At 61.5% G+C, this 25827-nt stretch carries 23 protein-coding genes; 7 read left to right on the top strand and 16 right to left on the bottom strand.

Going from position 1 to position 25827, the window contains the following annotated elements; all coding sequences use genetic code 11:
* Positions 1-156: 156 nt before the first annotated feature.
* Both AA0535_RS07200 and AA0535_RS07195 read left to right on the top strand, forming a co-directional pair.
* Positions 157-642: a hypothetical protein gene (locus AA0535_RS07200; protein WP_264815259.1), complete on the top strand. Its 486-nt coding sequence runs from the start codon at positions 157-159 to the stop codon at positions 640-642.
* A gap of 82 nt (positions 643-724) precedes the next feature.
* Entirely contained in the window at positions 725-1642 is a 918-nt protein-coding gene (locus AA0535_RS07195) for a glucosamine inositolphosphorylceramide transferase family protein (RefSeq protein ID WP_264815258.1), read from the top strand.
* A gap of 129 nt (positions 1643-1771) precedes the next feature.
* Here AA0535_RS07195 and AA0535_RS07190 read toward each other — a convergent pair whose 3' ends face one another.
* Positions 1772-3181 carry an RtcB family protein gene (locus AA0535_RS07190; RefSeq protein WP_264815257.1) on the bottom strand — a complete coding sequence of 470 codons (1410 nt, stop codon included), beginning with the start codon at positions 3179-3181 and terminating at the stop codon, positions 1772-1774.
* A gap of 178 nt (positions 3182-3359) precedes the next feature.
* On the opposite strand from AA0535_RS07190, the gene AA0535_RS07185 reads away from it, so the two are divergent.
* Positions 3360-4940 carry an RNA repair transcriptional activator RtcR family protein gene (locus AA0535_RS07185; protein ID WP_264815256.1) on the top strand — a complete coding sequence of 527 codons (1581 nt, stop codon included), beginning with the start codon at positions 3360-3362 and terminating at the stop codon, positions 4938-4940.
* Positions 4941-5076: 136 nt separating this feature from the next.
* On the opposite strand, the gene AA0535_RS07180 is transcribed toward AA0535_RS07185, so the two are convergent.
* From AA0535_RS07180 to AA0535_RS07170, 3 genes are all read right to left on the bottom strand, one after another.
* A complete protein-coding gene (locus AA0535_RS07180) occupies positions 5077-6135 on the bottom strand; it encodes a TlpA family protein disulfide reductase (RefSeq protein ID WP_264815255.1) in 1059 nt (352 codons plus the stop codon).
* Between the two features lie 65 nt (positions 6136-6200).
* Positions 6201-7661, bottom strand: coding sequence for a MocR-like pyridoxine biosynthesis transcription factor PdxR (gene pdxR / locus AA0535_RS07175; RefSeq protein WP_264815254.1), 1461 nt, complete (start codon positions 7659-7661; stop codon positions 6201-6203).
* Positions 7662-7676: 15 nt separating this feature from the next.
* Complete coding sequence (locus tag AA0535_RS07170) at positions 7677-8327, bottom strand: FMN-dependent NADH-azoreductase (RefSeq protein ID WP_264815253.1); 651 nt, start codon at positions 8325-8327, stop codon at positions 7677-7679.
* 201 nt (positions 8328-8528) lie between these two features.
* Here AA0535_RS07170 and AA0535_RS07165 point away from each other — a divergent pair, with 201 nt between their 5' ends.
* The gene (locus AA0535_RS07165) at positions 8529-8987 is read left to right on the top strand and encodes a carboxymuconolactone decarboxylase family protein (protein WP_264815252.1); all 459 of its coding nucleotides are present in this window, start codon (positions 8529-8531) and stop codon (positions 8985-8987) included.
* 246 nt (positions 8988-9233) lie between these two features.
* Here AA0535_RS07165 and AA0535_RS07160 read toward each other — a convergent pair whose 3' ends face one another.
* Positions 9234-9716, bottom strand: coding sequence for a hypothetical protein (locus AA0535_RS07160; RefSeq protein ID WP_264815251.1), 483 nt, complete (start codon positions 9714-9716; stop codon positions 9234-9236).
* 269 nt (positions 9717-9985) lie between these two features.
* On the bottom strand, positions 9986-11416 hold the full coding sequence (locus AA0535_RS07155; RefSeq protein ID WP_264815250.1) for a protein adenylyltransferase SelO: 1431 nt from the start codon (positions 11414-11416) through the stop codon (positions 9986-9988).
* Positions 11417-11587: 171 nt separating this feature from the next.
* On the opposite strand from AA0535_RS07155, the gene AA0535_RS07150 reads away from it, so the two are divergent.
* Positions 11588-12952 (top strand): lipopolysaccharide biosynthesis protein, encoded by a 1365-nt coding sequence (locus AA0535_RS07150; RefSeq protein ID WP_264815249.1) that lies wholly within the window; start codon positions 11588-11590, stop codon positions 12950-12952.
* Positions 12953-13014: 62 nt separating this feature from the next.
* On the opposite strand, the gene AA0535_RS07145 is transcribed toward AA0535_RS07150, so the two are convergent.
* From AA0535_RS07145 to AA0535_RS07115, 7 genes are all read right to left on the bottom strand, one after another.
* Positions 13015-14403, bottom strand: a complete 1389-nt coding sequence (locus AA0535_RS07145; protein WP_264815248.1) for an NADH-quinone oxidoreductase subunit D-related protein — start codon at positions 14401-14403, stop codon at positions 13015-13017.
* A complete protein-coding gene (locus AA0535_RS07140) occupies positions 14400-15527 on the bottom strand; it encodes a hypothetical protein (RefSeq protein ID WP_264815247.1) in 1128 nt (375 codons plus the stop codon). The genes AA0535_RS07145 and AA0535_RS07140 overlap by 4 nt, the downstream gene beginning before the upstream one ends.
* Positions 15520-16077 carry a hypothetical protein gene (locus tag AA0535_RS07135; RefSeq protein ID WP_264815246.1) on the bottom strand — a complete coding sequence of 186 codons (558 nt, stop codon included), beginning with the start codon at positions 16075-16077 and terminating at the stop codon, positions 15520-15522. Before AA0535_RS07135 ends, AA0535_RS07140 begins: the two co-directional genes overlap by 8 nt.
* On the bottom strand, positions 16074-16982 hold the full coding sequence (locus AA0535_RS07130; RefSeq protein ID WP_264815245.1) for a hypothetical protein: 909 nt from the start codon (positions 16980-16982) through the stop codon (positions 16074-16076). Before AA0535_RS07130 ends, AA0535_RS07135 begins: the two co-directional genes overlap by 4 nt.
* Positions 16979-18463 carry a hypothetical protein gene (locus AA0535_RS07125; protein ID WP_264815244.1) on the bottom strand — a complete coding sequence of 495 codons (1485 nt, stop codon included), beginning with the start codon at positions 18461-18463 and terminating at the stop codon, positions 16979-16981. The genes AA0535_RS07130 and AA0535_RS07125 overlap by 4 nt, the downstream gene beginning before the upstream one ends.
* A 240-nt stretch (positions 18464-18703) precedes the next feature.
* The gene (locus tag AA0535_RS07120; protein WP_264815243.1) at positions 18704-18979 is read right to left on the bottom strand and encodes a hypothetical protein; all 276 of its coding nucleotides are present in this window, start codon (positions 18977-18979) and stop codon (positions 18704-18706) included.
* A 121-nt stretch (positions 18980-19100) separates the two neighbouring features.
* Positions 19101-19946 (bottom strand): aldo/keto reductase, encoded by an 846-nt coding sequence (locus tag AA0535_RS07115; protein ID WP_264815242.1) that lies wholly within the window; start codon positions 19944-19946, stop codon positions 19101-19103.
* 173 nt (positions 19947-20119) lie between these two features.
* Here AA0535_RS07115 and AA0535_RS07110 point away from each other — a divergent pair, with 173 nt between their 5' ends.
* Positions 20120-21151 carry a cupin domain-containing protein gene (locus AA0535_RS07110; protein WP_264815241.1) on the top strand — a complete coding sequence of 344 codons (1032 nt, stop codon included), beginning with the start codon at positions 20120-20122 and terminating at the stop codon, positions 21149-21151.
* 141 nt (positions 21152-21292) lie between these two features.
* Complete coding sequence (locus AA0535_RS07105) at positions 21293-22663, top strand: L-serine ammonia-lyase (protein WP_264815240.1); 1371 nt, start codon at positions 21293-21295, stop codon at positions 22661-22663.
* A gap of 67 nt (positions 22664-22730) precedes the next feature.
* Here the strand turns inward: AA0535_RS07105 and AA0535_RS07100 are convergent, their stop codons facing one another.
* From AA0535_RS07100 to AA0535_RS07090, 3 genes are all read right to left on the bottom strand, one after another.
* Positions 22731-23510 carry an acetoin reductase gene (locus tag AA0535_RS07100; protein WP_264815239.1) on the bottom strand — a complete coding sequence of 260 codons (780 nt, stop codon included), beginning with the start codon at positions 23508-23510 and terminating at the stop codon, positions 22731-22733.
* Between the two features lie 236 nt (positions 23511-23746).
* A complete protein-coding gene (locus tag AA0535_RS07095; RefSeq protein ID WP_264815238.1) occupies positions 23747-24193 on the bottom strand; it encodes a DNA polymerase III subunit chi in 447 nt (148 codons plus the stop codon).
* Positions 24190-25689, bottom strand: a complete 1500-nt coding sequence (locus tag AA0535_RS07090) for a leucyl aminopeptidase (RefSeq protein WP_264815237.1) — start codon at positions 25687-25689, stop codon at positions 24190-24192. The genes AA0535_RS07095 and AA0535_RS07090 overlap by 4 nt, the downstream gene beginning before the upstream one ends.
* Positions 25690-25827 lie beyond the last annotated feature (138 nt).

Here is a 25827-nt window from a genome sequence, read left to right as displayed (position 1 = left end):
AGTAGGCGGTTTCGTTATAAGAGGCGAAACCATAGCACCCTTGGAAGACGAGACGAGAGGGGGCTACCAAGAATCTTATCGATATTTTCGTGAAAACTGGTCTTTCTGTTTCCGCTCTCTTGCTTGTGTCCGGTCTTCCTGCAAGTTCTCTAGGTCATGACGATGACGAATGCTTCCAATTGTGGTTTTCTGAGATTTCGCGCTTTGGCAGGCATCGCCATTTGCCTGTTCTCGGGCGCGTTGACCGCCTGTACGCCGCCGGGGCAGCGCATGTTCAACCCCGATGCCGGCAAGCCCCCCAAGCCCTATATTCCGCCTGCACCACCTGCCAAACCAGCCCCCGCCCCGTTCCTGCAGATCGTGGCAGGCACACCCAGGGAAGAATGGGGACCCGCCGTCGAGCGCAGCACGAAACTGGCTCTCTCCCGCAGGCCGGGCATCCTGTTCATCGTGAGCGTCCTCTCGCCGGAAGCCGCAAGCCCTGCTGCGCAGGTGAAATCGCTCGAAACCCTGACCCAGCAGGATGGGCAGGCAGTGGCAGACCGGATCGTCGCGGCCGGGGCGCCGGCCAGTCAGGTGCAGATCGAGGCAAAAACCGATCCGTCCAGCCCCAAGGGCCGTATCCGCATCGACCTGCGCTAGACCCCGCGCAGGGGTGAGGGGCATTCCGCAAACCGGGTGAGGGTGCTAGTCACGCCCGATTCCGGTCGAAGGAGGGGCGAATATGGGTCTACGCAAGGATATCTGGCGCACGGGCATTCTCGAAGCTCCTCTTGCCACGCTGATTGAGACCCCCGACTGGTCGCAGATTCCGTGCCACTTCCTGCCCGACATGCCCCGGGCTTTCCAGTTTCGTGCCGACCCGTTCGGCGTGTGGCATGAAGACAGGCTGCACATCTTTCTCGAAATCTATGACTATCGCGATCGCATCGGCGCCATAGAGCTTTTTGTCTATGACCGGGCCTACACCCTCCTCCGGAACGAGGTCGTTCTGAGAGAGCCCTGGCATCTGTCCTATCCACAGGTGATCCAGGCCGAAGGGACGTACTGGATGCTTCCTGAAGCGCACCGCTCCGGCACGCAGACTCTCTATCGTGCCGAACGTTTTCCTGATCGCTGGGTCCCGGAAGCGACGATCGACCTCGGAGGCGAGATTGCGGTGGATGCGACCCTTCATTTCCAGGACGGGCTCTGGTGGCTGATCTATACGCCGGTCGAGGCCGCCAAGAAGGCGCCGAGCCGCCTGCATGTGGCCTATGCCAGCACCCTGCATGGCCCCTGGACGCGCCATCGTCAGAACCCCATTCGGATCGACCCCTCAAGCGCCCGGGCCGGGGGCACCCCCGTGATGATCGATGGACGGCTCATGCTCCCTGTGCAGGATTGCTCCCATACCTATGGCGGCGCGATCCGGCCTCTCTGGTTCGATGAACTCACGAAAGAGCGCATCACCACCCGCACTGGCGCTGCCTTGCCAATTGCCTCGACTTACGCACCCTACGATGAGGGTATGCATACCCTCTCCGCAGTTGGAGCGGTCACATTGTTCGATATCAAGCGCACTGAACTCTCGCCCCATGGCCTGGTGATCGAGGCCGGACGCGAAGTGCGCAAGCTGCGCAGGCGTCTCGGCCTGTCATGACACGCCTGGGCTCTGTCGACACAGCCGATCCTGTTTGACGATTGCAGGCAACGATATCGGCACAACCCGCCATCGGGCGTATCTGCCGCCATCGCACTGTAGGCCGATAGCGACAGACCCCGGATTTTCCTAACTTCTGCGGCCCGAGCGGTGCCCGCTCATCCAGGGTGGAGGCATGTCCCCCGCCATGATGCAGCCAACGGGGTCGATATAATCCTCGATATCGGCAAGGCCGTATCGCCCGATCTGCTCCACAACGCTCGATGCCCGCTTGTAGCTCGACGGGAGTTCCGACACATCGATCCTGCCGCCCGAGAACCGGATATCCAACCCCGGTGTTTCAGCAGCGAGCAGGGCCTCGGGAGTGGCATCGCCCATGCGCCGACGATGCTCGGTACGCGACATGTTGCGCCCTGCACCATGGGGTGCAAAGCCCAGCGCATGAGCGGCATCGCGTCCGCGCGCGACCAGAACCGGCTCGGCCATGTTCAGCGGGATCAGCACCTTGCCCGTCGCGTCATCGGCATAGCTTCCCCAGGCGGGGGTAGCGCCTTTGCCATGATGGTACAGGCCGTCGCGCTCGAATACGAAATTATGCTCATTCCAGAAACGCTCCACCGGGGTGAGGCGCAGGGTCTCCGTCACCGCCTGATGAATGGCATTGTGGTTTGCCTTGGTCCAGCGACGGATGATCTGCAGCGCCTGCCAGTAATCGCGCCCCTCGTCACTATCGGTCGGAATCCAGGCGTTCTGGCGCAGCGTTTCGGGTGAGAGATGCCGCCTCCAGCGTTCTGCCACCTCCACACCGGCGCGATAGAGCTGAGCCCCTGGCCCGCGCGATCCATGATGCGTCACAAGAGCGGTATGACCTGTCGCGCGAGACCGCCCGACGAACAGGAAGTGATTGCCATCGCCCTGCGTGCCCATATGGGCCTGCGCCGTATGCAGCATCTTCTGATGACCCAGAAACGGATTGGCGCGAAATGCATCGAGCAGATCGAGTGACAGGGTGAAGCGCCGCCCCTGATCGCGCCCGCCTGCACCGAAATGCGTGATGCCCGACGCCGCATCGAGCACGGCGCCCGGATCCACCGGCCCAAGATCCGTCATCATGACCGAGCAGCAGATGTCGGGCGAATGCATGCCGGGATGAATCGCGTTGCGCGTGCTCACAATGCCACCAACCGGGATTGTACCGAGCGGTCCCGCCGGGCAGGCATCCGGCATGATCGCTGCTGCAACCACGGTCGGGGTGCGTACAAGGGTACGCATCGTGTCGATCACGCGCTCACGGTTTTCCGCTTCGTCCTGTGTCTCGGCGTCGAGCGAGATATGAAGCGGAACGGTAGCCGCTTCCTGCAAGGAGAGCTCCTCGGGCAGAGGCGGCGGGGGCACCGCAGCGCGAATGGCGGCCTCGTCGTCGCCCTGCGCTGCGAGCGCGCGCGCCCTGTCGAGCATGGCTCCAAAGCCAGGGCCGGGCATATGGCCCCAGCCAATAAGAACCTTCCCGTCGATCTCCATGGGCGCGGTCATGTTCATGTCCTTTCTCTTCGATTGATGCTTCTGGTCCGAGCATGGAGCGGGAAAGGTTTCGCTGATAGGAAATCGTTTAATCCTCATAAGACACTGATTTATCTATCTCATTTGGTATTTTCGGCTTACGATCTTTTTTGGAAACGATCTTTCCGTATCGTGATTTATCTGGAATGATCAGATCATGAGAAACGTTGTCATCGGTCTGCTTGGCACCAAAATCGATCGGACGCGCGGAGTCGGTTCGTGGCAGCCCAGTATCAAGCTGTGTGGCCATGACTCCCTTCCGGTCGATCGCTTCGAGCTGCTTCATCCCGGTTATGCCGAGGCTCTGGCCCATCATGTCGCGCGTGGCATTGCCGCGCTCTCGCCGGACACGGAGGTGCGTCTCACGCCGCTCGATTTCGACAATCCATGGGACCTCGAGGAGGTCTATGCCAAGCTCTACGACTTCGCGCAGGCCTATGGGTTCGATGAGGACCGTGAGCGTTATTTCGTTCACCTGACCACTGGCACCCACGTCGCCCAGATCTGCTGGTACCTGTTGACGGAGAGCCGCTACGTTCCGGCCCGCCTGATCCAGATGGAGCCGGAGCGACCCGGCACCGGGCCGAACGGGCGCCTGAACGTCATCGATCTCGATCTTGCGCAATATGATGCGATCCAGCAGCGCTTCGATCTGGCTTCTGCCCAGCACTCGACATTGCTTCGGGGCGGTATCGGCGGCACCGATCCGGCGATCGAGCGCCTTATCGATCGGCTCGAGCAGATCGCCCTGCGCTCGGACGCGCCTATCCTGATCACAGGTGAAGCCGGGAGCGGCAGGAGCACACTTGGCGCGCGCGTCCATGAACTGCGACTTCAGCGCCGGCAGCTGCGTGGGAAACTGGTGCGCGTCAGCGGCACAGCCCTTGCGACACCGGATGGGACCGCGATGCTGATGGGTCAGAAGCGCGGCTTCGGCAGTGCCGCAGCGGCTGAACGGGCTGGATTACTGGCGCAGGCGCACCGCGGCACATTGCTCATAGAGGGGATGGAGTACGTCCCCCCGGCCCTGCGCGACAGTCTCGTTCGCGCTGTGGAGTGCGGGCAGTACCGTCCGGTTGGCGGGGAGACAGATCTTGATATACAGATCCGCCTGCTTGCTACTGCCCGAAATGGCGCAGGGCTGGAAACGCTTTTCCAATGGATCCTGCGCCTTCCTCCTCTGCGGGAGCGCCTGACAGATCTGGAAATGGAATTCGACCATGCGCTGGATGTCGCCGAGCGACGACTGGGTGCCAAAACCGGTTTCGCCCCGGGTGCCCGTGCACGGTATCTGCGTTTTGCGCGCTCTGCCGAGGCCTGCTGGGCGGGAAATTTCCGCGATCTCACGCAATCGGTGCTCAGGCTATGTACCCTGGCGGATCGTGGAAGAATCACACTCCCCATGATCGAGGACGAGATCGCGGAACTGACCGAGCGCTGGCGAAACTGCGAGGCTGACACAACCAGCCCCGCTCGGCCCGATGACCGGGCGTTGCTGGCAGAGATCCTGCCCGATCCCGCAGAGATCGATGTTTTCGATAGCGTCCAGCTTGCCGCTGTCGTGCGTGTTTGCCGTCTGTCGGCCAGTCTCTCCGATGCAGGCCGCGCCTTGTTTGCGGTCTCGCGCACGCAGCGCGCAAGCCGTAACGATGCCGATCGCCTGCGCAAATATCTCGCCCGCTTCGGCCTCGACTGGGATGGCGTGAAATCAAGAGGCGGCCCTGGATTGCCCGTCTGAGGCCGTGCAGTCAGGGTTCGATGAGTGCGCGTATGTCCCGCGCCGGAGGCGGGCTAGGCGGAGGAACAGGCTATGCGCGTGGTATCCGCCCGCATTCGAAGGTTGCAGGCCAGCCAATGCGGGAAAAATGCCCGGTTCAGCGCGAATCCTGCGCAAACGCCTCGACCTGTTCTTCCAGATCGAGACGTGATCCGTCGAGTATCCGCGCCAGATGGCCGTCTTTCGTGATCAGGGCAATGGCCGGGATCTGTCGCACCCCAAAGCGTGTGAAGGCGCGATTATCGCGATCCAGCAACACCCTGAATCCCGGGCCAAACAAGGTGCGGAACGCTGCCATATCTCCTGGCTCGGTCCAGAGCCGGGCACCAATGACCGTCCATGCGATGCCGGAGCGAGGCATCAGCTTCTGGGCAAGTTCTCGCACGCGGGTGCAGGCGCGTGCGGTTGGCGGGTCCATGGTGGCGAGATAGCTCTCGCACCAGGGGGCGCTGAAGATCACGACCTGAGCACTGTCTGGGATCGCTGGACGCAAACTTGTCTCCGACCCCGCAGCATCGGTCAGCTTCACATCCGGTACCCTGGCCCCAACCTCGAGTGGCTGTATGCGGGTGACATCCGCAAAATGAAGGTCTTTCGCTCTGCGGGGGGTGGTCGCGATGCGTTCAAGCGCGGCCTCGAGCACTGGACCGTCCTGATGCCCGATATAGGCCAGACGTCCGTCACGGTCGATCATTACATGGAGGGGTGTCGCGCGGATAGCCAGCCAGTTGCTCAGACTTCCGTCATCGACCACGACCGGCATGGTGAGTCCGGCATTACGCACAAAAGCAGCGACCTTCTCCCGCGTGTCGCCAAAGCCGATATCGACGGCAACGACGCTCATGCGCGACTGGTAGCGTTGATAGAGCGCCTCGAAACCCGGCATCTGTGCACGGCAGGGAATGCAGTAGGTCGCCCAGAGCTTGAGGTAGACCGGCCCCTTCCGGGTGAGTGCTTCCATGTCGAGCGTCTGGCCATCCAGCGTCTGCCAGCTCATGGCTGGCACGGGGCGACCGATCATCTGTTTGAGGGCAGGGTCCTCCGCTATGTAGCTTGCCGCATCGGGCGCGGGGGGTGTTTCAGCGCAAGCAGATGAGGTCGCCGAGCACAGCGCAAGCAAAGCGAGAGCCGTAAGGCCATGGCGGAAACTGGGCATGAAATTGGTCCGTGTTGTCAGAAGAATAGAGATGTGTGCGCTGCAGGGGCGCGCGGGGTCATGCGCTAGATCGTGCTGCGCATCAGGGTGAGGAGGTGATGGCAATCAGCCTCGACCCGCTCGGAGCGGATATTCGCAACGCCGAGAACGATGCCCGATCTTGCCCGTGACCCTTTGGCAAACCATGCCGACAGGGGAGAGATCGCCAGCGATGCCTCACGCGCATGAAGGGCTAGCCGGGCATCGTCGAAGCCGGACGGGAGTGGCAATATCACCGAAAGCCCTGCGTTTCGGGCCAGAGGGCCGTCGCACCGTTGCAGGGTATCGCGCAGAAGCGCCCGGCGCTCGGTATAGAGCTGCCGCGTCCTGCGCAGATGTCGGAAATAATGTCCTTCGCGCATGAAGCGGGTCAGGGCAATCTGGACAGCGTTGTTGGGAGGTGTGGCAAGCCACCAGGCCGTCTCGGTCAGGCGTTTGACAAGACCCGGAGGGGCCACGACAAAACCGAGCCCTATCATGGGGGCGAGTGTCTTGCTGAACGTGCCGATATGAATCACACGGTCCGCCCCCTCGCCCGAGGCAAGGGCGGGCGGCGCGCGTCCATCGAGATGCAGTTCGGCCAGATAATCATCCTCAATGATCCAGCCATGGCTTTCCCTCGCCCAGTCGAGCAGGGCCTTGCGCCGCGCGGGGCTGAGGGAAACCCCCATGGGGGCCTGCTGTCCCGGTGTCACGAGGGCAAAAGCTGCTGCGGGTGCCATGACGCGGCCCTGAGCGACATCGATCCCCTCATCGTCGACCGCAACCGGAACAGGATGCACTCCGGCACTTTCCAGTGCCATGCGTGTGACAGGAAATCCCGGATCCTCCACCCAGGCCTGTTTCCCTACGCTATCGATGGCGCGCAGCACCATGGCGAGCCCACTGCGAAAGCCGGTCGTGATCAGGATCTGATCGGGCGTGCAGGCCAGGCCGCGTGCCAGAGCGAGATGCGATGCCAGGGCCGTGCGCAATTCCGGCAGGCCGCGCGGGTCCATCGCGCCTGCCTGTAGTGCCGAAACCTGCACACCGTGGCGGTGCAGCCGCGCCCAAAGCGTAGCGGGAAAAGCATCCTGCGCCGGAACACCCATCTGAAAGGCAAGGGGGCGGCTGCCTTGGTGCCGGAACAGGGCAAGCGGCCCATATTCGTCGAGTGTTGGAACGGCCGCTCCATCAGGCGACCCATGAGACCGGTTATCGGGGGAGACAGGTGAAGTTGTGGGCAGACGTTCTGCCACTCGTGTTCCGGCAGCGCCTGCGGCACAGAGCATATGTCTGTCGATCAGCCTGTCATAGGCCGCACGTACCGTTCCGCGTGCCACGCCGAGCTGCGTCGCGAGGTCGCGCCAGGAAGGAAGTCTGGCTCCCGCGGGAAGTGCCCCCGAGGTGATGGCGCCTTCGATGTGCAGGGCGATCTGTTCGCTCAGGGTGTGCGTGCCAGTCCTGTCGAGTATGATCGGCGCAAGGATGGGGTGCATTCCGGTCATGACACTGATGCGGGTTCAGGCATCATGTATGGCTCCTGCAGCCCGCCCAGGCATGGAGAGGCTGCTCCGGAGATCGGCGGTCATTGCCGTCAGAGCCTGATCGGCGGCGGCTCTCAGAACATCCTCATCGCAAAAGGCGGTGCCCTGAACAGAGATGAAGTGGACGCTCTGAAGCCCGATACACCCCAGGACCGCCTTCAGATAAGGAGTAAAGAAATCGGGCTGTTGCGCCTTCTCGCCCAGTATGATTCCCCCTGCTGCCACACCGACCAGGACGGGTCGATCGGCGATAAGGCCCTGTTTGCCGTCAAGGCCCAGGGCGACTGTCCGGTTCACGCGTACCACATGATCAAGCCAGGATTTGAGCGCAGCAGGTACCGTGAAGTTATGCACTGGTGTTCCCAGTACCAGAATATCGGCAGCTTCGATTTCCCGGATCATGATATCCGATAATCCCACCGAACCTTCCGGCTGTTCACCGGTGGTTTCGGCAGGTCTTGCAAGCAGGCTCGCGTAATGTGCATCGGGTGGGGGCAGGGCACTGATATCGCGTCTGGTCACGACCGCATCAGGGCTGAGAGCATGAAGCTGTGCCACAATGCCCGCAGAAAGGCGCCGGCTCTGGCCGTCCTGTCTGGGGCTGCAATCGATATGGAGAATATGCATCGCGTGGCACCGTACGGTTCGTGGAAAGGCCCCGTGTCATCAATCCGTCGGGCTTGTCACGACAGGTCCATGAAACCGGTATCCGGGTGTACCAAGAATCTTGGTCCTGTCGGAATGGCGGTTCTGACATCTGTCGTGAACCGGTCCAGGGCGCAAAAACGAGGGATCATGACAGCGTTCCATCCAGGGAGAAACCCGCTCATGACCCAGCGTCTCGATTATGAGGCTCTCGCCCCGGAGGGGGTTAAAGCCCTGGGAGAGGTCTATCGTTATATCGCATGTTCGGGCCTGGAGTCCGGGTTGATCGAACTGGTGTATCTGCGCATCTCGCAGATCAATGGCTGCGCCTATTGTCTTGATATGCACAGCCAGGCCCTTCTCAAGAAGGCTTTCTCTCCGCGCAAGCTCGCCGTGCTTCAGGTCTGGCGCGAGGCTGGGGCATTCTTCACCCCCCGTGAAGCAGCCGCGTTGGCCTGGGCCGAGACGGTCACCTGCGTGCGCGAGACAACCATCCCGAATGCCGCGTACGAATGCCTCGCCGGAGAATTCACCGGCAAGGAGATCGTCGATCTGACGATCGCTGTCGGATTGATGAATCTGTTCAATCGATTGGCAATCGGGTTCAGACGAGCTCCGGAGCCGGAACAGACAGACGGCTAGAGGATATTGGTCGAGCGGCCCTGAATGCTTCCTCTGCCGGGGCATCCATCAGGTTATGATCGAACGCTTGTCCGGCACCTGGATTCTGCTGGCGAAGCAGCAGAGACGCTGTGATCGAGATCGCACGAGAGGGGCACCTCGCACTTGCTGTCAGACCATCCCTGTTCCTGTCATGTGAGCGGGTGGGCATCGTTCCGGATGGTTGATGACGGTGCTGTATCCCTCGTTGTGGTGCCGGTAGCGCTCCTAATGACCTGTCAGACGATTCCATACCCAGCGCCAGAACCTTGCCTCCGCCATCATGGCCTTGATGAGAACGGGCGGTACGCCGAGATCCCGCAACATGGCCGGATCGCTCTCCCGCCCGAATATCATCCTCAGAAAGGCCAGCAGGGCTGCGCCCTCGAACATCGCGGCGACAGCGATACCGAACCAACGCAGCCACCCCGCCTGAGCCATTTCTCCCGCGTCAAAACCGGGCAATGTCTCATGCGCTACCCACAGGCCCGAGCCACCCAGAGTAATGCTGCGCCCAACCCCCCGCCTGAGAGTCGCCGGGCGGTGACAGAGCCACATGGCAAGGATGAGAGTCGTGATCCAGATCAGGCCGATGATCGTGTGACGGCACCCAGCCCCCAGACCCGTCGGGAAAAAGGAAAGCCACAGGAATACGCTCCCGAACGAAAGCACAGTGTAGAGATAAAACCAGTGCCCGCGCGTCAGGGTCATACCATTCTCCGTTTCGATTGCGGATCGTATCGCCGGGGAAGCTGTGCGGGTAGGGCACAGCGCATCAACGCATCGTGAGCGATAACACCGTCCCGCATCCGGAAGGTCAGACACGCAGGGCCGACGGCGCTGTTTCGGTCATGGGCGACCGCGATGTAATGCGTTCTGTCTGCCCCTTGCGGTAGGATGTGTCGATATGAACGTCGATCCCGCATCCGGCTCACAGGGCGGTGACATCGCCCCAATGCAGCCAGGGCGGGTTCAGTCCTTCAGGTGCCGCAGAATGTCGCCTGGACCACCTCTTCCGGGCGAGGCGGGGTCTCGTATTGGGCATCGTCCTCATAGGGCCGCGCCAGTCGCGCAAGCAGGGCATGGAATACGGACAGATCACCGTTCTCTGCGGCTTCAATCGCCTCGGCGACGCGATGATTGCGGGCGATAACAGCAGGGCTGGTCCGACGCATCAATGTCTCGCGCTGGGACACCGACATGCCCTCCGAAGCGCATCGCGACTGCCACGCGTCGAGCCAGTGCATCAGCGCAGGAGAGGGAGCTTTGTCCGTCGCAAGTTCATGGCGTGCCAGCCGCCGGAAAGTCAGCGTCCAGTCCAGTCTGTCCTCTTCCATGATGGCGAGAAACTGCTCGATCAGCGCCTTGTCTCCTTGTTGCGCCCGAGTGAAGCCGAATTTGGGACGCATTCTGTCGAGCCATGCCGTCTCGTAGAGTGCGGAAAACTTTCCGAGTGCTTCCTGCGCCCAGACCAGGGCGCGTTCTTCATCAGGCTCGAAAAACGGCAATAACGTCTCGGCCAGACGCGCCAGATTCCAGCCTGCCAGTCGCGGCTGGTTGGCGTAGGCGTAACGCCCGTTCCGATCGATCGAACTGAAAACCTTGTCATGGCGATAGACATCGAGAAAGGCGCAGGGCCCGTAATCGATTGTTTCGCCAGAGATCGCCATATTATCGGTGTTCATCACACCATGTACGAAGCCAAGGCTCATCCATTGGGCGACAAGTCCGGCCTGTGCGGCAACCACGGCTTCAAAGAGAGCCCTCGCGGGGTTTTCGGCCGATGCCGCTTCGGGATAATGGCGGGAAATCGCGAGATTGCACAGGAAACGCAAGGCTTCGCTGTCCTGACGTGCCGCGGAATACTGGAATGTTCCCACGCGCAGATGGCTGGCGGCGACACGCGTCAGGATGGCACCGGATAAGGGGCGGTCACGCCAGATTGTCTCACCTGTCATCACGGCCGCAAGCGCGCGTGTAGTCGGAACGCCCAGCGCCGCCATGGCCTCGCTGACCAGGTATTCGCGCAGAACCGGCCCGAGCGCGGCAAGCCCGTCGCCACGACGCGAAAACGGTGTAGGGCCTGACCCCTTGAGCTGCACATCGACAATGCGACCCTGCATGTCCGTTGCCACGCCGATGAGATGAGCCCGCCCGTCGCCGAGCTGGGGTACGAACTGACCGAACTGATGCCCGGCATAAGCCTGTGCCATCGGAGGCAGGGTCTCGTCCTGCCATTGACCACTGAACAGTGACACAGCGCCTTGCGATGCGAGCCAGTCCTGGGAGAAGCCGAGATCCTGCGCAAGAGCGGTATTGACGGCAATCAGCCGGGGCGATTTCAGCCGGGCAGGTCTGGCCTGCACGGCCATACCCGGAGGAAAGGATGCGGGGCGGAGGGGAAGTTGCATGAAACCTCGTGGGCTGGACCGGCAACGGGCCTGTCATTCCGGTAAAAACGGGCCAGATCTGTCGTGAGAGATGGCGTCATGTGGTCTCGTCACAAGCCGAAGGTGCGGCATGACCCAAGTTTTTTCATCCCCTCTCTTCCCATTTCAGGGCCGCACGTCCAAAACCCGTCCATGCCGAAGCATCCGACAGCCGCCAAGAGGATCATCCACAATGTCAGCTTCCTGACACTGGGGCGCATCGCGACGGCGATCTGCAGTTTTGCCTATATCGCCTTTGCGGTTCGTGCGCTTGGACTGGCGCAATTCGGTCTGCTGATCCTGATCCATTCTCTCGGGATCATGGCATCCACGTTTTCACGCATGCAGTCATGGCAGACGCTCATCCGTTATGGCAACGAGCCTTATGCGCAGCGCGACCTTCCCCTGCTAGGGCAGATCATCGGGTTCTGCATCAGGCTCGATCTTCTGTCTGCGCTCGCAGCCATGTCCATTGGCATCGTCAGCGTGACATTTTACAGCCATATCGCTCACTGGGATGGATGGGTCACGACGCTCGCCTATATCTATGCCCTGATCTGCCCGTTCATGTATACCGGATGGAGCAATGGCGTTCTGCGCCTGACCGAGCGTTTTCATCTCGTTCCGGTCAGCGATACCGTCACAGCGATCTTCCGCACTGCGGGGACCGCAATCGGCTTTCTCTTCCATCTCAAACTCGGTTTTTTCGTGCTCGTCTGGGCCGGCGCGGTGCTGATCGATTACGGGCTTTTCCTGTATTTTGCGCTTTCCACGCTCAGGCAGAAGATCGGGCTCAAGCTGCACTGGCGCGAGGTGCTGGGTCAGTGGCGCTGGCAATTGCCGGGGATGTGGAGCTTCACGCGCTCCACCAGCATCAATCAGACTCTCGGCGCGGTTTCGGGTCATATCAGTACGCTGGTGGTCGGCTCGCTTCTGGGTTCAGCAGAGGCTGCCGTGTTCCGTATCTGCCGCCAGATTGCCGATGGCATTGTAACCCCGGCCCAGATGCTTTCACCTGTTCTCTATCCAGAACTCGTCAAGATGCGCGACCGGCATGACTGGCGTGGTCTGAAACGGCTGACCTGGAAAATCTTCGGCATACTCTGCGCCGTTTCCATTGCCCTCCTGCTCGTCGCCGCCTTTTTCGGCGGGCGCATCTTCTCGCTCATGCTGCATATCCATCTGCACGGCACGACCTATTATATCTCGATCATGCTCGTCTCGGCGGTGCTCACCCTGCTTGTCGTGCCGCTGGAGCCCCTGCTGACGGTCATGGGTCAGATCGGGTTCCTGATGGCCAACCGCACATGGATCACGATGGCCTATTTTCCGGTCCTGTTCGTTCTTACCGCGCATTTTTCCTTGGCGGGCGCATGTTATGCTACTGCAATAAGCAGCTTCGTGATGTTCGTCACGCGCCTGTGGCGTGCCATGATCAGTTCGTTACGACCGCACCCCGATCCGAAACCGGTCGCCGCATCGCCTGACACTTCGAAAGAGGCAGCCGTCGAGGCCTGAGTGCCCGGCCATGGTAAGCGGAACATGAAGGTATCGTGAAAGGGGAAACAACCCTTGGGTCCTTACTGCTCCGCGCCGCCCGGATCGAAACCGAGCGAGGCGAGCACAATTCTGTCTTCCCATGTGTCCTGCATCAGCCCGGGTAGTACCCCGAGCGTGGCAAGGGCAGGATCGCGAATCATGATTCCATCGAGACGGGAATCCTTGAGGCGTACCCAGCACCATATATCGCCATGGGGCCCTTCAGCCGAGCCGATGCCTTCACCGCTGCCCGGCGCGTCATGCATGTCACCGGGCAGAGGGACGCCAAACCGCGAGGCGATCCGGTCGATACGACGCAGGGAATCCCTGATCTCATCCATCCGAAGGCATTGTCGCGCCCAGGCATCGCCCGCAAGACGCGAGCCCGCACGACCGGGCACATGACGCATGTCATCCTCGAGCTGCCGCAAATCGAATGTTCGGCCCGAGGCGCGCCCGATCAACCCGCCAATGCAGAAGATTTCGGCTTTGGCCGGGGCAAGAAAACCAACGCCCTCCAGTCTCTCCGCCATCTGGGCATGAAGTCCCTCCATGACCGCCAGACGCGGCATCAGCCCATCGTGCACTGCATGGGCAAGCCCTGTGATATCGATACCCGCTGCAATCCCGTCGGGCGTGATGGCATCGGTCAGGCGTCTCGTTGCGCCATGATTGGCGCAGAGCGCGGCGCAGAGATCATCCGCAAGGCTCGCATGGCTGGCCAGCAGGGCAAATCCGGTCAGCCGTGCCATCAGGGCCAGGTCACGGCAATGGACAGCGACGCGCTCGATCTCCGACAGGATGATTCTGGCGTCGCGTATCTCGTCGGAGGGTATGATTCCCAGAGCGCTCTCGATGGCACGCGAATAGGCGAGAGGTGCAGCGACGAAACTCGCGGCGTTGCTACGGCTCACCATGCGCAGGGCCTGTTCCGGCGTCTGGCCCGCAAGGTGATGCATGAGCCCGATATGCGCCGCTCCCGGCATGACACTGCGTCTGCCCCAGGCGAGAGGGGACATGTCGCTATGCAGCGCCTCGTCGAATACGGAGGAGGGGGCCGCCAGATCGGCGGGGACGGAGCGCGAGGACAGGGGTGAGACACTGGCCCATCCCCCGCGATCAAGAGCTGCCTCGGTGTCCGCAGCGCCCAGGGGCAGGCATCCCCAGAGGTCCTGAGCGAAACGTTCAGGCCAGGAGGCAGCGGGCAAGACAGCAGAAAGCGCGAAATAACGCCCATCAATGAGCGGGGTGCTCACCATGAGTGGCTTGTGCTGGTCCAGAAAGAGCGCATAGGCGCGGCGGTCATCGCACCAGTGGGCGATGAACCATCCGGGTGCGCAGGTCAGCATCGCGCGCCATGCGGCCTCATCCAGCGCGTAATGGTCCGGCGTGACACGTTCACCGGCCCGTATGGCGGCCATCATGGTCATGGCGCCATCCAGTTCAAAGGCCAGATGCAGCCGGATAAACCCGTCACGGAGATCGCCACGGGAATCCCGATTCCGATAACCATCAGGGTCAGAATCACGCTGCGGTCGCGCGAGGAAGGCGGCAGCACCCAGTACAGCCCCGCGCGACTGGCAAGGGCTCCGATCGCCAGAAGGGACAGAAGGGGCACGGTGATCCCGCTTTTCATCATCCCGGCCAGCATGAGTCCCAGCGCGGGAAAGCCCGGCCAGGGTGGCAGAGCGGCCTGGACCCAGCCGCGCATTGGCCCGGGTAATCCCGGTAAAGCTGCAAGCGCAAAGCCCGAGCTCATGAACAGCATGGCAGGGACAGGTCCGACCGAGGAGGCGCTGGCGAGTGTTGCCAGTGCAACGAGGGTTCTGGGGCCTTGATGGCGGGTCGCGACACAGAGCCACAAGGCTGCAAGTCCTGCCAGCGTCAGGACGAGATGAGTCATTTGCCGCTCGGGCAAGCGGAGCATCAGAGCAACCGCGCTCAGACACAGAAGCAGATCGGGCAGGGCCAGCTCCGGTCCGGAGATTTTTTCATCACGCGGCGATGCAAAGCCCGCGAGCCCGGCTACAAGGCACAGCCCGACGGCGGAGAACAGATCGCCAAGCCTGAGGAGGTCAGGATCGGGGCTCAGCGTAACCAGGCTCGTCCCGAGCAAAGTCAGGATGAGCCCCGCAAGACGCAGACGCATCGACTCCCAGGCCAGACGGGCGCGTGCGGTCGAGAGCGTTTCCTGCAACAGCAATATCAGCGCCCCGCAGGTTGTCAGGCAGGCAACAAGCAACACCCTCTGGCTGCACAGGGCCAGCATGATCACGAAGCAGGAGAGGAGGTTCAGACAGGCGGCCGAGCGCTTCTGGCCCGGGTGCCATGTGAGGAAAGGCATGCATCCCGCGAGGAGGCATCCCCAGCGTGCCAGTCCGTCCTGTCCTGACAGAAGGGGCGTGAGGCACAGGGTCATCACGAGCCCCGTCAGCGAAAAAAGGCGCGCAGACTGGGCGGCGCGTGCAGTAGGCAGCAGGAGCAGCAGGCACGCGGCCAGAAGCGGCCAGGCCGGGACGAGGAAGCGGGCGGCCTGATGCAGGGTTTCAGCCATGATCGCCATCGCCCTCAGTGCGCAACCAGGCCAGACGTGGCATGAGCCAGCCGCCGAGAGAGAGAAGCCCGATCCAGACCAACGCCGTTCCCAGAACCAGAAACCAGTTATGCTCGTGCCCGCCGAGCAGAAGCAGCCCGTTCAGGGCGCAAAGCAGACCGGTCAGTTGCAGCAGGGGGAGCGAGAGCGCCGCGCCACACAGCCCGGCAAGCACAATACCGATGCAGATCAGCACCGGTAGCCCCGGGGCAGCCGCCAGCGCGGTGAGCAGGACGAGGGCGATTGCCGCGCAAACCGCCATGCCCGCCTCCTGCTGGGCCTGACGCCTCGAACGCAGATCGCCCGCGCGCCAGGCAACATGCCGGCGCAGGACGATCATCCCGGCTCCGTTAAGGACGGGCAGAAGGGCAAGTGCCATGAGAGCCGGAGCACCATGTCCGATGCCTGAGACGCAGGCCGCCGCGCAGGTGCCGTGAAAAGGCAGGACACGCGCATCGCGCCCGATCGCGGCCAGAGAGAGCAGCAGGGCCAGGCCGAGCAGGACGATCACGTAGCAAGCCTCCCGGCAAGGACCAGCAGAATGGCCGCACCGCTCAGCACGAGCGCGAGCCGGGCAGAGGGCAGGGGGCGTATCCCCCTCCATCCCGTGACTACGGCAACGAGGCAGGCCAGCTTGAGGGGGGCAGCGAGGCACCATAGCACCAGCAGATGGCGGATCGAGGCAGAGGCGGTGGCCACAGAATCCGGCCAGATCAGATCAGCAACCAGCAGGTACCAGCATATGGCTGAAAAATCATGGCGAAAGCGCAGCAAACTGCGATGGCGTCCCGTCGCCCCCGCAATAAGCCGCTCTTGCCAGCTCTGACACAGGAAACGCCTGTTGAGGATCAGCAGCAGGGCGACAGCGATGAAAACAAGGCCACCCAGAAGTGCCGGAGCAGGCTGAAGCAGACGCTGCTGCAGCAGATCGCTGAGGGCGCCCGCGCCTGGCAGTCCCACGGTGATCAGGGTTCCTGTCAAAGCAAGGAGCGGCACCAGAAAAAGCAGATCGCGCCCGACATGGCTCAGTGAGTCGGTCAGATGCAGCTGCAATAATCGTGTCGGCGCATCGTTCAGGGCCTGTGCCCAAACCAGCGCACAGGAAAAAATCAGACAAACGCCGCAGGCAAGCGGTTCCGACAGAAAGCGGAAAAGGGAAAGCGTGCTCGCAAGGGGAATACCGAATGCAGGCAGAATCGTTGCGCAGAGGCTCATCCAGGACAGGGGTGGAATGTTTGCCCGTTGGTGCCACCCCATACGGATCTGACGCCATCGCCATCCCGGAAGGGGCCCTGCGCGGCCGGAGCAGAAAGCATCCACCATCGCCTCCAGATCGGTCAGGAATGGAGCGAGGAAAGCGAGCGTTGCGAGTTGCAGCCCCATGACCACCACGGTCAAGGCAAAACCGGCGATCATGCTGTCCAGCCGAGCCAGGCCAGAGCTATGGCAAGCAGGACGAGCCAGAATGCCAGTCCCTGCCGAACGGCTTTCACGTCTGGTCTGAGGCGGCCTCCGGCAGGGGGCGGTTGCGACCCATCAGGCATGAGACCCGCTTCATCGTTTTTCATCCTCGAGAGCCAGGTCAGAAGGACTCTCCGGGAGCGGTTTGAGGCAATGAGACGCCTGACTCCCCAGGGGAAACGCAGTTTGATGTTCGGTGGAGGCCAGGCAGGCAACCTCCCGGTGGTCGGTCCATGGCGTCCAAAAGTGAAGAGGGCGTCCCTGTAGGGTGTAAGCGGGGCAGAGGAGATCAGAGCCGAAGCGACGAGGGCCGGGATCAGAAAGACGAGCGCGGGATACCAGAATGCGCCGTCCCCACCGGCGATCGACCAGACAGGCCAGTGACGCCAGATTTCGGGTGAGGCACCTGCAAGATCGAGTGCGGCACCACGAACAGCGCCAAGAAGGAGGCCCGGGCAGATCGAGAGACATAACCCAAGGGTGAGAGCTGGCAGCATTGCATGATCCGACCACGTCATGCCCGACCCGGCAGCGCCCTGGGGGTCAGATCCGGCCCAAGCAAGGCTGTCCCATGCAAAAAGCCAGGCTCGCACCATCAGGCCCCCGGTCAGCAATGTCAGGATCATGGCCCCGGCCGTCCATGCTGGAGACAGGCCGGACAGACCATTGATCCCGTGAAGAGCCAGCCAGAAAGGCAGGAATCCGGCAAGTGGAGGCAGAGGCGCTCGCAGCAGCGCAAGGGAGGGAGGGAGCCCGTTCAGGGCGAGAGACAGAATGAAAGCCTCGCTCGCTGCAAGCGCAGTATCGGCAAGACCGCCAAGCCGTGCTGCAAAGGTCAGGCCGAGCGCGAGCAGGGGCCAGAAGCTGAGAACGCGCGCCAGCGGCAGGCAAAAACTGAGTGTGATACCCGTCAGGATGAGAATGACGGACCAGATTTGACCTGACGAGACCAGCAGATCGGGCACAAACAGCGAATAGGCCAGCAGAGGCGTCGCTGAAAAGGCCGGGAGAATCGCAAGCCCTGCGATGGGAGCGAGAGGACTCAGACCGGGGATAAGGTCGGCAGCGACAAGACAGGCCCCTGCCGGAGCCATCAGCCCCAAACGCCATCGCCGCGCTGGTGATGGTGGTGCAAACTGCCATGTTTTGGCCAGGCAGGGTATGAAACAGACAAGCGCCACGGCATGGCTATGGCACAGCAGACCAAGGGCGCCGAAAGCATCACCAAGTGGGGTACGCGTGGCGGCAGGGCTCAGTCGGGAAAGGGACCAGAGCAGGATCCAGCACGATGTCAGCGGGTCGAGATGGAGCGGCCCCAATGTGCCCTCCTGCCCCCATGCACTCGCGCAGCAGGCAAGGATGATCTGGACGCCGAGGGCCCCTTGCGCCAGCCCCCGGGCAAGGCGGGTTTGTCCTTCCTGCGCAACAAGCCGCACGGCCAGGCATGCCGGCAGCAAAGCGAGAATAATGACTGGAAACAGGGTACGATCCTGACAGTGAGAAGACGAGCCTGTCCTATCCTAGCTCAGTTTCGAACGTCTCCCAATCGCCGGAATCCTTGCGGGTAGAGCTTTTATTGGCCCGTTCTCCTGCCATTGGCCCCTTCGGGGCTGGAAGCCCTTAGCCGGCAGGACGAAGCAAAGACCCGCCTTAGCCCTCGGGATGACCGGCTTTATTCAGGCGCCCAGACAGTCTCCAGCGCGCTCATGGGAGAGCTCGAGCAATTCATTCTCGCTGTTTCCGGGAGCTTTCTCGTCAAAGAAGACGAATTCCAGCTCCGGCTCAAGTTGCAGACAGGTAAGGGGGCACCCTACGAGTTGCTCGAGGCGCTCTGTCAGATCACGCAACTGTACGGATGGAATATGCGAGATCCAGATACGCCGGTCCTTCCTGAATTCCTCGACAAGACCCGGATGGGAGTCGACGAATTTCCTGAATTCTTTATGGGTCATCGCGAGGCCTTCCGGATCGGTTCGTTGGATTAATTATTCGAACTCTATATTATAAAATAATCGGCATCGTTCAAATATAATTGTTTCGAATATCAAATCATGATCTGACCTCCACAGAAGGTCAGATCATTTCCAGCGCCGATTTATGCGTCGGCGGAGGAAAGCAGGAGTCGAGATCGGCAAGGTCCCTGTCATCAAGAACGAGGGCGAGTGCGTCGATATTCTCCTGCAGATGATGTCTGGTGCCTGCCTTCGGGATTGAGAGAATATTGGCCTGCCTCAGGGTCCAGGCGAGCGCAATCTGGGCAGGGGTTGCAGGACCGGAGGCAGTCTCATGTCTGCGTGCGACTGTTTTCAGTATTGGATCGTCGAGCAGGGAGCCGCCCTGGCCGAGTGGAGAATAGGCAATCGACACGACGCCTTTCTCGGCGTCGCGTGCGAGAAGGTCGTAATCGATGCCTCGCGCCTCGAGATTATAGAGTATCTGATTGGCCGCGCAGGACACAGTATGGGCTTCGATATCCGTCATATCCTGTGTGTCGAAATTCGAGACACCCCAGCGAATGATATCGCCTCTCTCCTGGAGATGTTCCATCGCCTCGATGGTCTCTTCGAGCGGAACACTTCCCCGCCAGTGCAGGAGATAGAGATCGAGGTGACCTGTCCCCAGGCGCCTGAGCGAGGCCTGGCAGCTTTTCAATGTGCCTTCATAGGTTGCGTTGGATGGCACGACCTTGCTGATGAGGAAGGCTTCATCGCGCCGACCCTTGATCGCTTCACCCACCAGCCGTTCCGATCGGCCACTTCCATACATTTCTGCCGTATCGATCACCGACAGGCCTGAATCGAGGCCCAGGCGTAAACTGGCCATCTCCTCGGCGCGTGTCTGCGTCGAGTCCCCCATATTCCACGTTCCCATGCCGAGGGCAGGGACCTCATGACGATCACGAAAAATCACGGTTTTCATGAAAACTTCCTTTTCATTATTGGAAGTCAAGCGTCACATCTCGGAGAGCGTTCGTCCCCGTCCCCGCTAATCCGGTCACGACTCCGTGATGAGAGGCAGCTGCGGAAGGGAGGTGCGTTAAACTGAGCACCAGGCTGTCCAAGCCTCTGATCCTGTAAACAGGGAGGCCGGTTATGGCGTCTTTCGATCAGCATGTATTCCAGCGCCTGCTTCGTGCGGGGGCAATGGAACACACTGAAGGTCAGGCCGATGCTTCTCGCAGACGGCGTCTTGGCTTCGGTGCAGGGTGGATATCGCGCCTGCGGGACAGGCGTCCCGCCTCGGATCATTCCAGCCCTCGTCATGATGGGCCGGACTCCCGTCAGGGCTGGTCATGGTCGGAACAGGTGGCGCCATTCGGTGTCGAGGGTGTGCGTGTTCACCATCACATGCTCGATGCTTCGGGGCAGGGCGGCGCGCAACATTGTCCTGCCGCAGGCTGGGGTATGATCGTTTCAGGCTCCGCAATACTCGAGATCGAACCACGCAAAGGCGAGGCCCAATTGCGGGATCTGCTCAGGGCTGGCGATGTCTGGAGCGTACCCGCAACCGCAAATGCCTGGTTCCATTGCTGTGAGGACCAAGCGGCAAGCGTTATCGCCTTCATAGGCGGACGCGAAGCCAATACCTCGGATCCCGGGCTCTGCAATCCCTTCGCGGATGACACACAGGGCGGTTCGGGGTTCCACCATCGGCTGATGGCCCAGCCTGCCCTCGATCGTCCATGGGGCAGTCTTCGCGTTGTCGAGGCAGATGCCTTCTGCGATCCCGACGCCCTCTCGGCAGCGCTGATCGAAGTCTCCCCCAGCAGCCAGACCGACCTGCACTGGCATCTCAATACCGCCGTTTGGTCGATCTGTCTCGAAGGAGAGGGCAGCCTGACCCAGGTTCCGGCAGGTATTTCACCGCAAACCACTTTTCTCAAACCCGGTCAGGTCGGACATGTGCCAAGGGCCGAGGGATATTACCTGCGTAATGATGGCCAGACGATGCTGACTGTCCTCGAAATCTTTCGGTCGGACCATTACCACGATCTCTCGCTTCATGAGTGGCTTGCGGCCTCGTCCGTGGAATCGATCGCCGCCCATTTATGTGTGGATGTCGGGATGATTGCCCGTCTTTCTCATGCAGGTGAGACTCAGGGGAGGCTCTCCACCCGGCTCTAAGTCTAAGGTCTGAAGAAGGGATTTCGAGGGTGCATTCCTCACCGGACTGGACCGACTGGTCCAGACCTGAGATGACGGGTCATTATTCCCATCCCCCGCCGTTAACTTGGCATGATACGGGGGCTTGTCCATGAGTCCCGCATGATCAGCCTGTTCGACCTCTTCAAGATCGGTATCGGTCCGTCCTCCTCGCATACGGTCGGCCCCATGCGCGCAGCGCAACGTTTCATGGCAGCGCTCCATGACCCTGCTGCGGTCGCGAGGCTGCATGTCACGCTCTATGGCTCTCTGGCCTGGACCGCCCAGGGTCATGCGACAGATAAGGCGGTTATTCTCGGTTTGTGCGGAGAGTTACCGCAGAGCGTCGATCCTGATGCTGCCGACGGGATCGTGTCACGCGTTGTCGAGATGAAACAGATCGGTTTTCAGGGCTGTTTCATCCCGTTCGATCCGGATCATGATCTGGTGCTTGACCGGCAAACCGTCCCACCTGTCCACCCGAACACCCTGCAATTCGAGGCGCTCGATGCGGCCGGTAACGTACTGGATTGCGCGCGTTTCTGCTCTGTCGGCGGTGGGTTCATTGTTTCCGAGAGCGTGACCGAGAGCGCGGGCTATGCCCAGCCTGCCGTGCCTCATCCCTTCACCAGCGGGGCGGAGTTGCTGCAGCAGGCGAGAAACAGCGGGCTCAGCATCGCAGCGCTTGTTCTGGAAAACGAGTGTGCGCTGCGGCCAAGGCAGGAAGTCGAGGCGTATCTCGATGAAATCATCGCCGTAATGATGGCCTGTATCGCGCGTGGCATGGGTCAGACCGGCATCCTGCCGGGCCGGTTGACAGTACGACGTCGCGCTGCCGCCCTGCATGAAAAACTGCTCGAGCGCGAACGTGCCAATATGCATTCGGCCCATGGGATCATGGACTGGATCAGCCTCTTCGCCATTGCGGTAAATGAGGAAAATGCGGCGGGGGGCCGTGTGGTCACAGCCCCGACAAACGGGGCGGCGGGCATCATTCCATCTGTCCTGCGCTATTATCGCGATTACTGCATGCCGTTGCCCCCTGCGAGCACCCAGCAGGGGATGCGTGATTTCCTGCTGACGGCCTCAGCTATCGGAGGGTTGTTCAAGCTCAATGCCTCGATTTCGGGCGCCGAGGTGGGATGCCAGGGCGAGGTCGGTGTGGCCTCTTCCATGGCAGCGGCGGGGCTGGCGGCAGCCCTGGGCGGCACGCCCGAACAGATCGAGGATGCTGCCGAGATCGGCATGGAGCATCATCTGGGAATGACCTGCGATCCTGTAGCGGGTCTCGTGCAGATCCCATGCATCGAGCGTAATGCCTTCGGCGCGGTGAAGGCCATCAATGCGGCCTCGCTTGCGTTGAATGGCGATGGTGCCCATCTCGTCTCACTCGATCAGGTCATTCGCACCATGGCCGAAACCGGGCGGGACATGAACCAGCGCTACAAGGAAACTTCGCTGGGCGGGCTCGCCGTCAACCTGCCGGAATGCTGAGCCCCTCGAATGGATAATTGCCTGTCGGGGTCGGCATGGTTTGCAGACCCCGACGATAGAGCAGGTCTTATCGATAGACGATTCCGCCATCGGTCAGGATCGACTGGCCGGTGATATAGTCGGAGTCCGCGCTGGCCAGAAACGCGACGAGGGCTGCCACGTCATCCGGCGTCTGCGCTCGGCCAAGAGCGATGCCATCGACATATTTCCTGTAGGTCTCGCCTTTGGGCGTGCCTGTCAGCGCCGAGAAGCGCTCATCGATTTCGACCCACATATCCGTACCCACGATACCCGGACAATAGGCGTTCACCGTAATGCCCGAACTCGCATATTCCTTGGCCGCCGATTGCGTGAGGGCGCGTACGGCAAATTTCGTCGCGGAATAGACGCCCAGCAGGGCAAACCCGTCATGCCCGGCGATCGAGGAGGCATTGATGATCTTGCCTTTCTGGCCGCGTGTCTTGAATTTGGCCGCTGAGGCCTGAATACCCCAGAGCACACCCTGGATATTGATGCGCAAGATGCGCTCGACCTCCTCGGGCATCACATCGGCAATCGGGTTCACCTGCGCGATCCCGGCATTATTGATCATCACATCAAACCCGCCGAGCGCTGTCTCGGCATGATCGATGGCGGCATAGACTGCATCGCGCTGGCTGACATCAGCAGCAAAGACACTCGCTTTGCGGCCAAGAGCCTCGATCTCGCCGCGTACGCTCTCAAGCTTCTCCGTCTTGAGATCCACAAGGGCAATGTTTGCCCCTTCGTTGGCCAGTCGCAGCGCAATGCCGCGCCCGATCCCCTGAGCCGCACCGGTGACCAGAACGATTTTTCCATCGAGACGCATGGGTGGTTCCTCCCTCATCACGGGCGGGCAACACCCATAATGGCATGTCGCATGGCCCCGTGTCCGGGAGGGAAACGGCGGAACCTGGGCTCAGGTCAGGGTCATGAGCGTCTTGTGAACTTCGAGACAGAACATGTCATGACGTAGGAGGAAGATTTTGGATGCAGGAAGGAAATGGCGGGCGATCACGGGCGAGGCTCGCTCTGTCAGGGCAGGATGGGCTGTTTCGGCTGTGCCTAACCGGCTTTCTGCCAGCCCCGTTCCTGCTGCTGCCAATAGGCCAAGTCATGTCCCGCCTGTTTCGCGCTGCTCCACAAGCTGCGCGCGCGACTGACGGCCTGGGTGTCATTGCCATCGAAGAGGGTGAAGACACGTTCGAAACGCTCGAGCGCCGTATCGATGCCGCCATCGAGCAGAAACAGAAAACGCGCCTCATTGGGCACGTCATCGCCCTTTGTAAGCCAGATGGGCTGTCTTGGACCATGCCCCATGCTCTGGCTGCCATGAGGCAGCCAAAGGGGGGATTTTGCTTTCCACAGGGCTTCATCGAGTTGCTTGACCTGTACGGCATCACGGCACCTGATCACGGCGCGCTGCCCTGAACCGAGCGTCCGTCCCAGAAGCGGAGGCAGCGCGTCTTCCAGCGTCGAGCGCGTCAGGTGATAGAAGCCGATCGCGCTCATGAAGCGGCAGTGTCTCCCTGCTCGTGATGGCGCACGAGCGCGTCGAGCAGACGCACGCCGAAACCGGTTGCGCCCTTGGGGCATTGCGGTGCCGCATCGGAGCGCCACGCCACGCCCGCAATATCGAGATGCGCCCAGGGCGTGTCGCCGACGAACCGCGCTAGAAACTGGGCGGCGGTGATGGAACTGCCCGGACGGCCCGTGATGTTCTTCATATCGGCAATATCCGAGCGTAGCTGACGGTCATAGGCCTTGCCCATGGGCATGCGCCATACAGCCTCACCTGTTGCCTCGCCTGCTTCGAACAAAGCCCCGGCCAGCGCGTCGTCATTGCTGAACAGACCCGCACGCACATGGCCCAGACTGACCACAATGGCCCCGGTCAGCGTGGCGAGATCCACCATCAGGCGCGGCTGGAAGCGCTCTTTTGCATAGGCCAGCACATCGGCAAGAACCAGACGCCCCTCAGCATCGGTGTTGAGCACTTCGATGGTCTTGCCCGCATAGCTGCGCACCACGTCGCCGGGGCGTTGCGCATTGCCTGACAGCATGTTCTCGACCAGACCGACGACCCCGATCACATGGGTAGTGGCCTTGCGTCGCGCCACAGCCTCAAGCGCGCCGACCACGGCGGCGGCCCCGCCCATATCGGTCTTCATCTCATCCATGCCGGCGGCTGGCTTGATGGAGATACCGCCGGAGTCGAAGGTCACACCCTTGCCGATAAAAGCGATTGGCGCTTCCTCCGAGCCACGATAGCGCATGATCGCCACCCGGGCTTCCTGATCGCTGCCCTGGGCCACGCCCAGCAGCGCGCCGAAACCCAGCTCGCGTAGACGCGCAGCGTTGAGGATCTCCACCTCCACGCCGAGATCGCGCAGTGTCTCGATGCGGCGGGCGAATTCGGGCGGGTTGAGCACGTTGGGCGGCTCGCTTACCAGATCCCGAGCGCGGAAGACGCCCTTGGCCACGGCCTGCAGGCTCTCCCACTGAACGCGCACGGTTTCGGTATCATCCACACCCAAATGCAGGCGCTGAAGCTGCGGCGCGTTCTCGGCTTCATCCGTGTGATAGAGGTCGAAGCTGTAGCGTCCCAGTGCAGCGCCATAGGCGGCATGGGCAGCAAACTCGGCGCATCGACCGGCGAAGGCAAGATCGGCATGGGTCGTGTCGCGCACGGCACGCGCCGCCTGACCTCCGGCGGCTTCCATGCACGGGATATCCAGTTCGTCTTCCGGCCCGCAGCCGATCAGCACAATACGTGCGAGTGCAGCGCAGGGAGCCAGCAGTACACAGCTCTGATCGCGCTGCCCCTTGAAGCGCGAAATGGCGACAGCGCGACGAAGTGCCCCGCCCGTTGCTGCGTCGAGATGGGTGAACGGTCCGTGCGCCACATCGAAATCCGGTCCGGTGAGCAGCACCAGCGTCTGTTCCGATTCCGGGGCACCCTTGCCCTGCAGGATTGGAAACGGCGCCTGAATCTGGATGTCGAGCATGGTTCGTCCGGTCAAAATCTGAGAATTTCGCCACTATTGGCATGCCTCGCGCAGATGGCAAGGCGGGACATGAATAACAACGATGTTGGATCGTTCATTAAATTCAAACCACTATGAGCGTTGATTGTTGTACGGAAT

The sequence above is a fragment of the Asaia krungthepensis NRIC 0535 genome (assembly GCF_025995175.1).
In the GTDB taxonomy this organism is placed as follows: domain Bacteria; phylum Pseudomonadota; class Alphaproteobacteria; order Acetobacterales; family Acetobacteraceae; genus Asaia; species Asaia krungthepensis.
This window is presented reverse-complemented; position numbering and strand designations above follow the sequence as displayed.

Coding starts and splice junctions, on each gene's coding strand:
- AA0535_RS07095 (WP_264815238.1), bottom strand. CDS start 24,193: ATGAGCGCGATCGGCTTCTATCACCTGACGCGCTCGACGCTGGAAGAC.
- AA0535_RS07140 (WP_264815247.1), bottom strand. CDS start 15,527: ATGGCTGAAACCCTGCATCAGGCCGCCCGCTTCCTCGTCCCGGCCTGG.
- AA0535_RS07190 (WP_264815257.1), bottom strand. CDS start 3,181: ATGAACATGACCGCGCCCATGGAGATCGACGGGAAGGTTCTTATTGGC.
- AA0535_RS07195 (WP_264815258.1), top strand. CDS start 725: ATGGGTCTACGCAAGGATATCTGGCGCACGGGCATTCTCGAAGCTCCT.
- AA0535_RS07200 (WP_264815259.1), top strand. CDS start 157: ATGACGATGACGAATGCTTCCAATTGTGGTTTTCTGAGATTTCGCGCT.
- AA0535_RS07185 (WP_264815256.1), top strand. CDS start 3,360: ATGAGAAACGTTGTCATCGGTCTGCTTGGCACCAAAATCGATCGGACG.
- AA0535_RS07160 (WP_264815251.1), bottom strand. CDS start 9,716: ATGACCCTGACGCGCGGGCACTGGTTTTATCTCTACACTGTGCTTTCG.
- AA0535_RS07155 (WP_264815250.1), bottom strand. CDS start 11,416: ATGCAACTTCCCCTCCGCCCCGCATCCTTTCCTCCGGGTATGGCCGTG.
- AA0535_RS07150 (WP_264815249.1), top strand. CDS start 11,588: ATGCCGAAGCATCCGACAGCCGCCAAGAGGATCATCCACAATGTCAGC.
- AA0535_RS07090 (WP_264815237.1), bottom strand. CDS start 25,689: ATGCTCGACATCCAGATTCAGGCGCCGTTTCCAATCCTGCAGGGCAAG.
- AA0535_RS07120 (WP_264815243.1), bottom strand. CDS start 18,979: ATGACCCATAAAGAATTCAGGAAATTCGTCGACTCCCATCCGGGTCTT.
- AA0535_RS07180 (WP_264815255.1), bottom strand. CDS start 6,135: ATGCCCAGTTTCCGCCATGGCCTTACGGCTCTCGCTTTGCTTGCGCTG.
- AA0535_RS07100 (WP_264815239.1), bottom strand. CDS start 23,510: ATGCGTCTCGATGGAAAAATCGTTCTGGTCACCGGTGCGGCTCAGGGG.
- AA0535_RS07105 (WP_264815240.1), top strand. CDS start 21,293: ATGATCAGCCTGTTCGACCTCTTCAAGATCGGTATCGGTCCGTCCTCC.
- AA0535_RS07165 (WP_264815252.1), top strand. CDS start 8,529: ATGACCCAGCGTCTCGATTATGAGGCTCTCGCCCCGGAGGGGGTTAAA.
- AA0535_RS07170 (WP_264815253.1), bottom strand. CDS start 8,327: ATGCATATTCTCCATATCGATTGCAGCCCCAGACAGGACGGCCAGAGC.
- AA0535_RS07145 (WP_264815248.1), bottom strand. CDS start 14,403: ATGACCATGATGGCCGCCATACGGGCCGGTGAACGTGTCACGCCGGAC.
- pdxR (WP_264815254.1), bottom strand. CDS start 7,661: ATGACCGGAATGCACCCCATCCTTGCGCCGATCATACTCGACAGGACT.
- AA0535_RS07130 (WP_264815245.1), bottom strand. CDS start 16,982: ATGATCGCCGGTTTTGCCTTGACCGTGGTGGTCATGGGGCTGCAACTC.
- AA0535_RS07115 (WP_264815242.1), bottom strand. CDS start 19,946: ATGAAAACCGTGATTTTTCGTGATCGTCATGAGGTCCCTGCCCTCGGC.
- AA0535_RS07110 (WP_264815241.1), top strand. CDS start 20,120: ATGGCGTCTTTCGATCAGCATGTATTCCAGCGCCTGCTTCGTGCGGGG.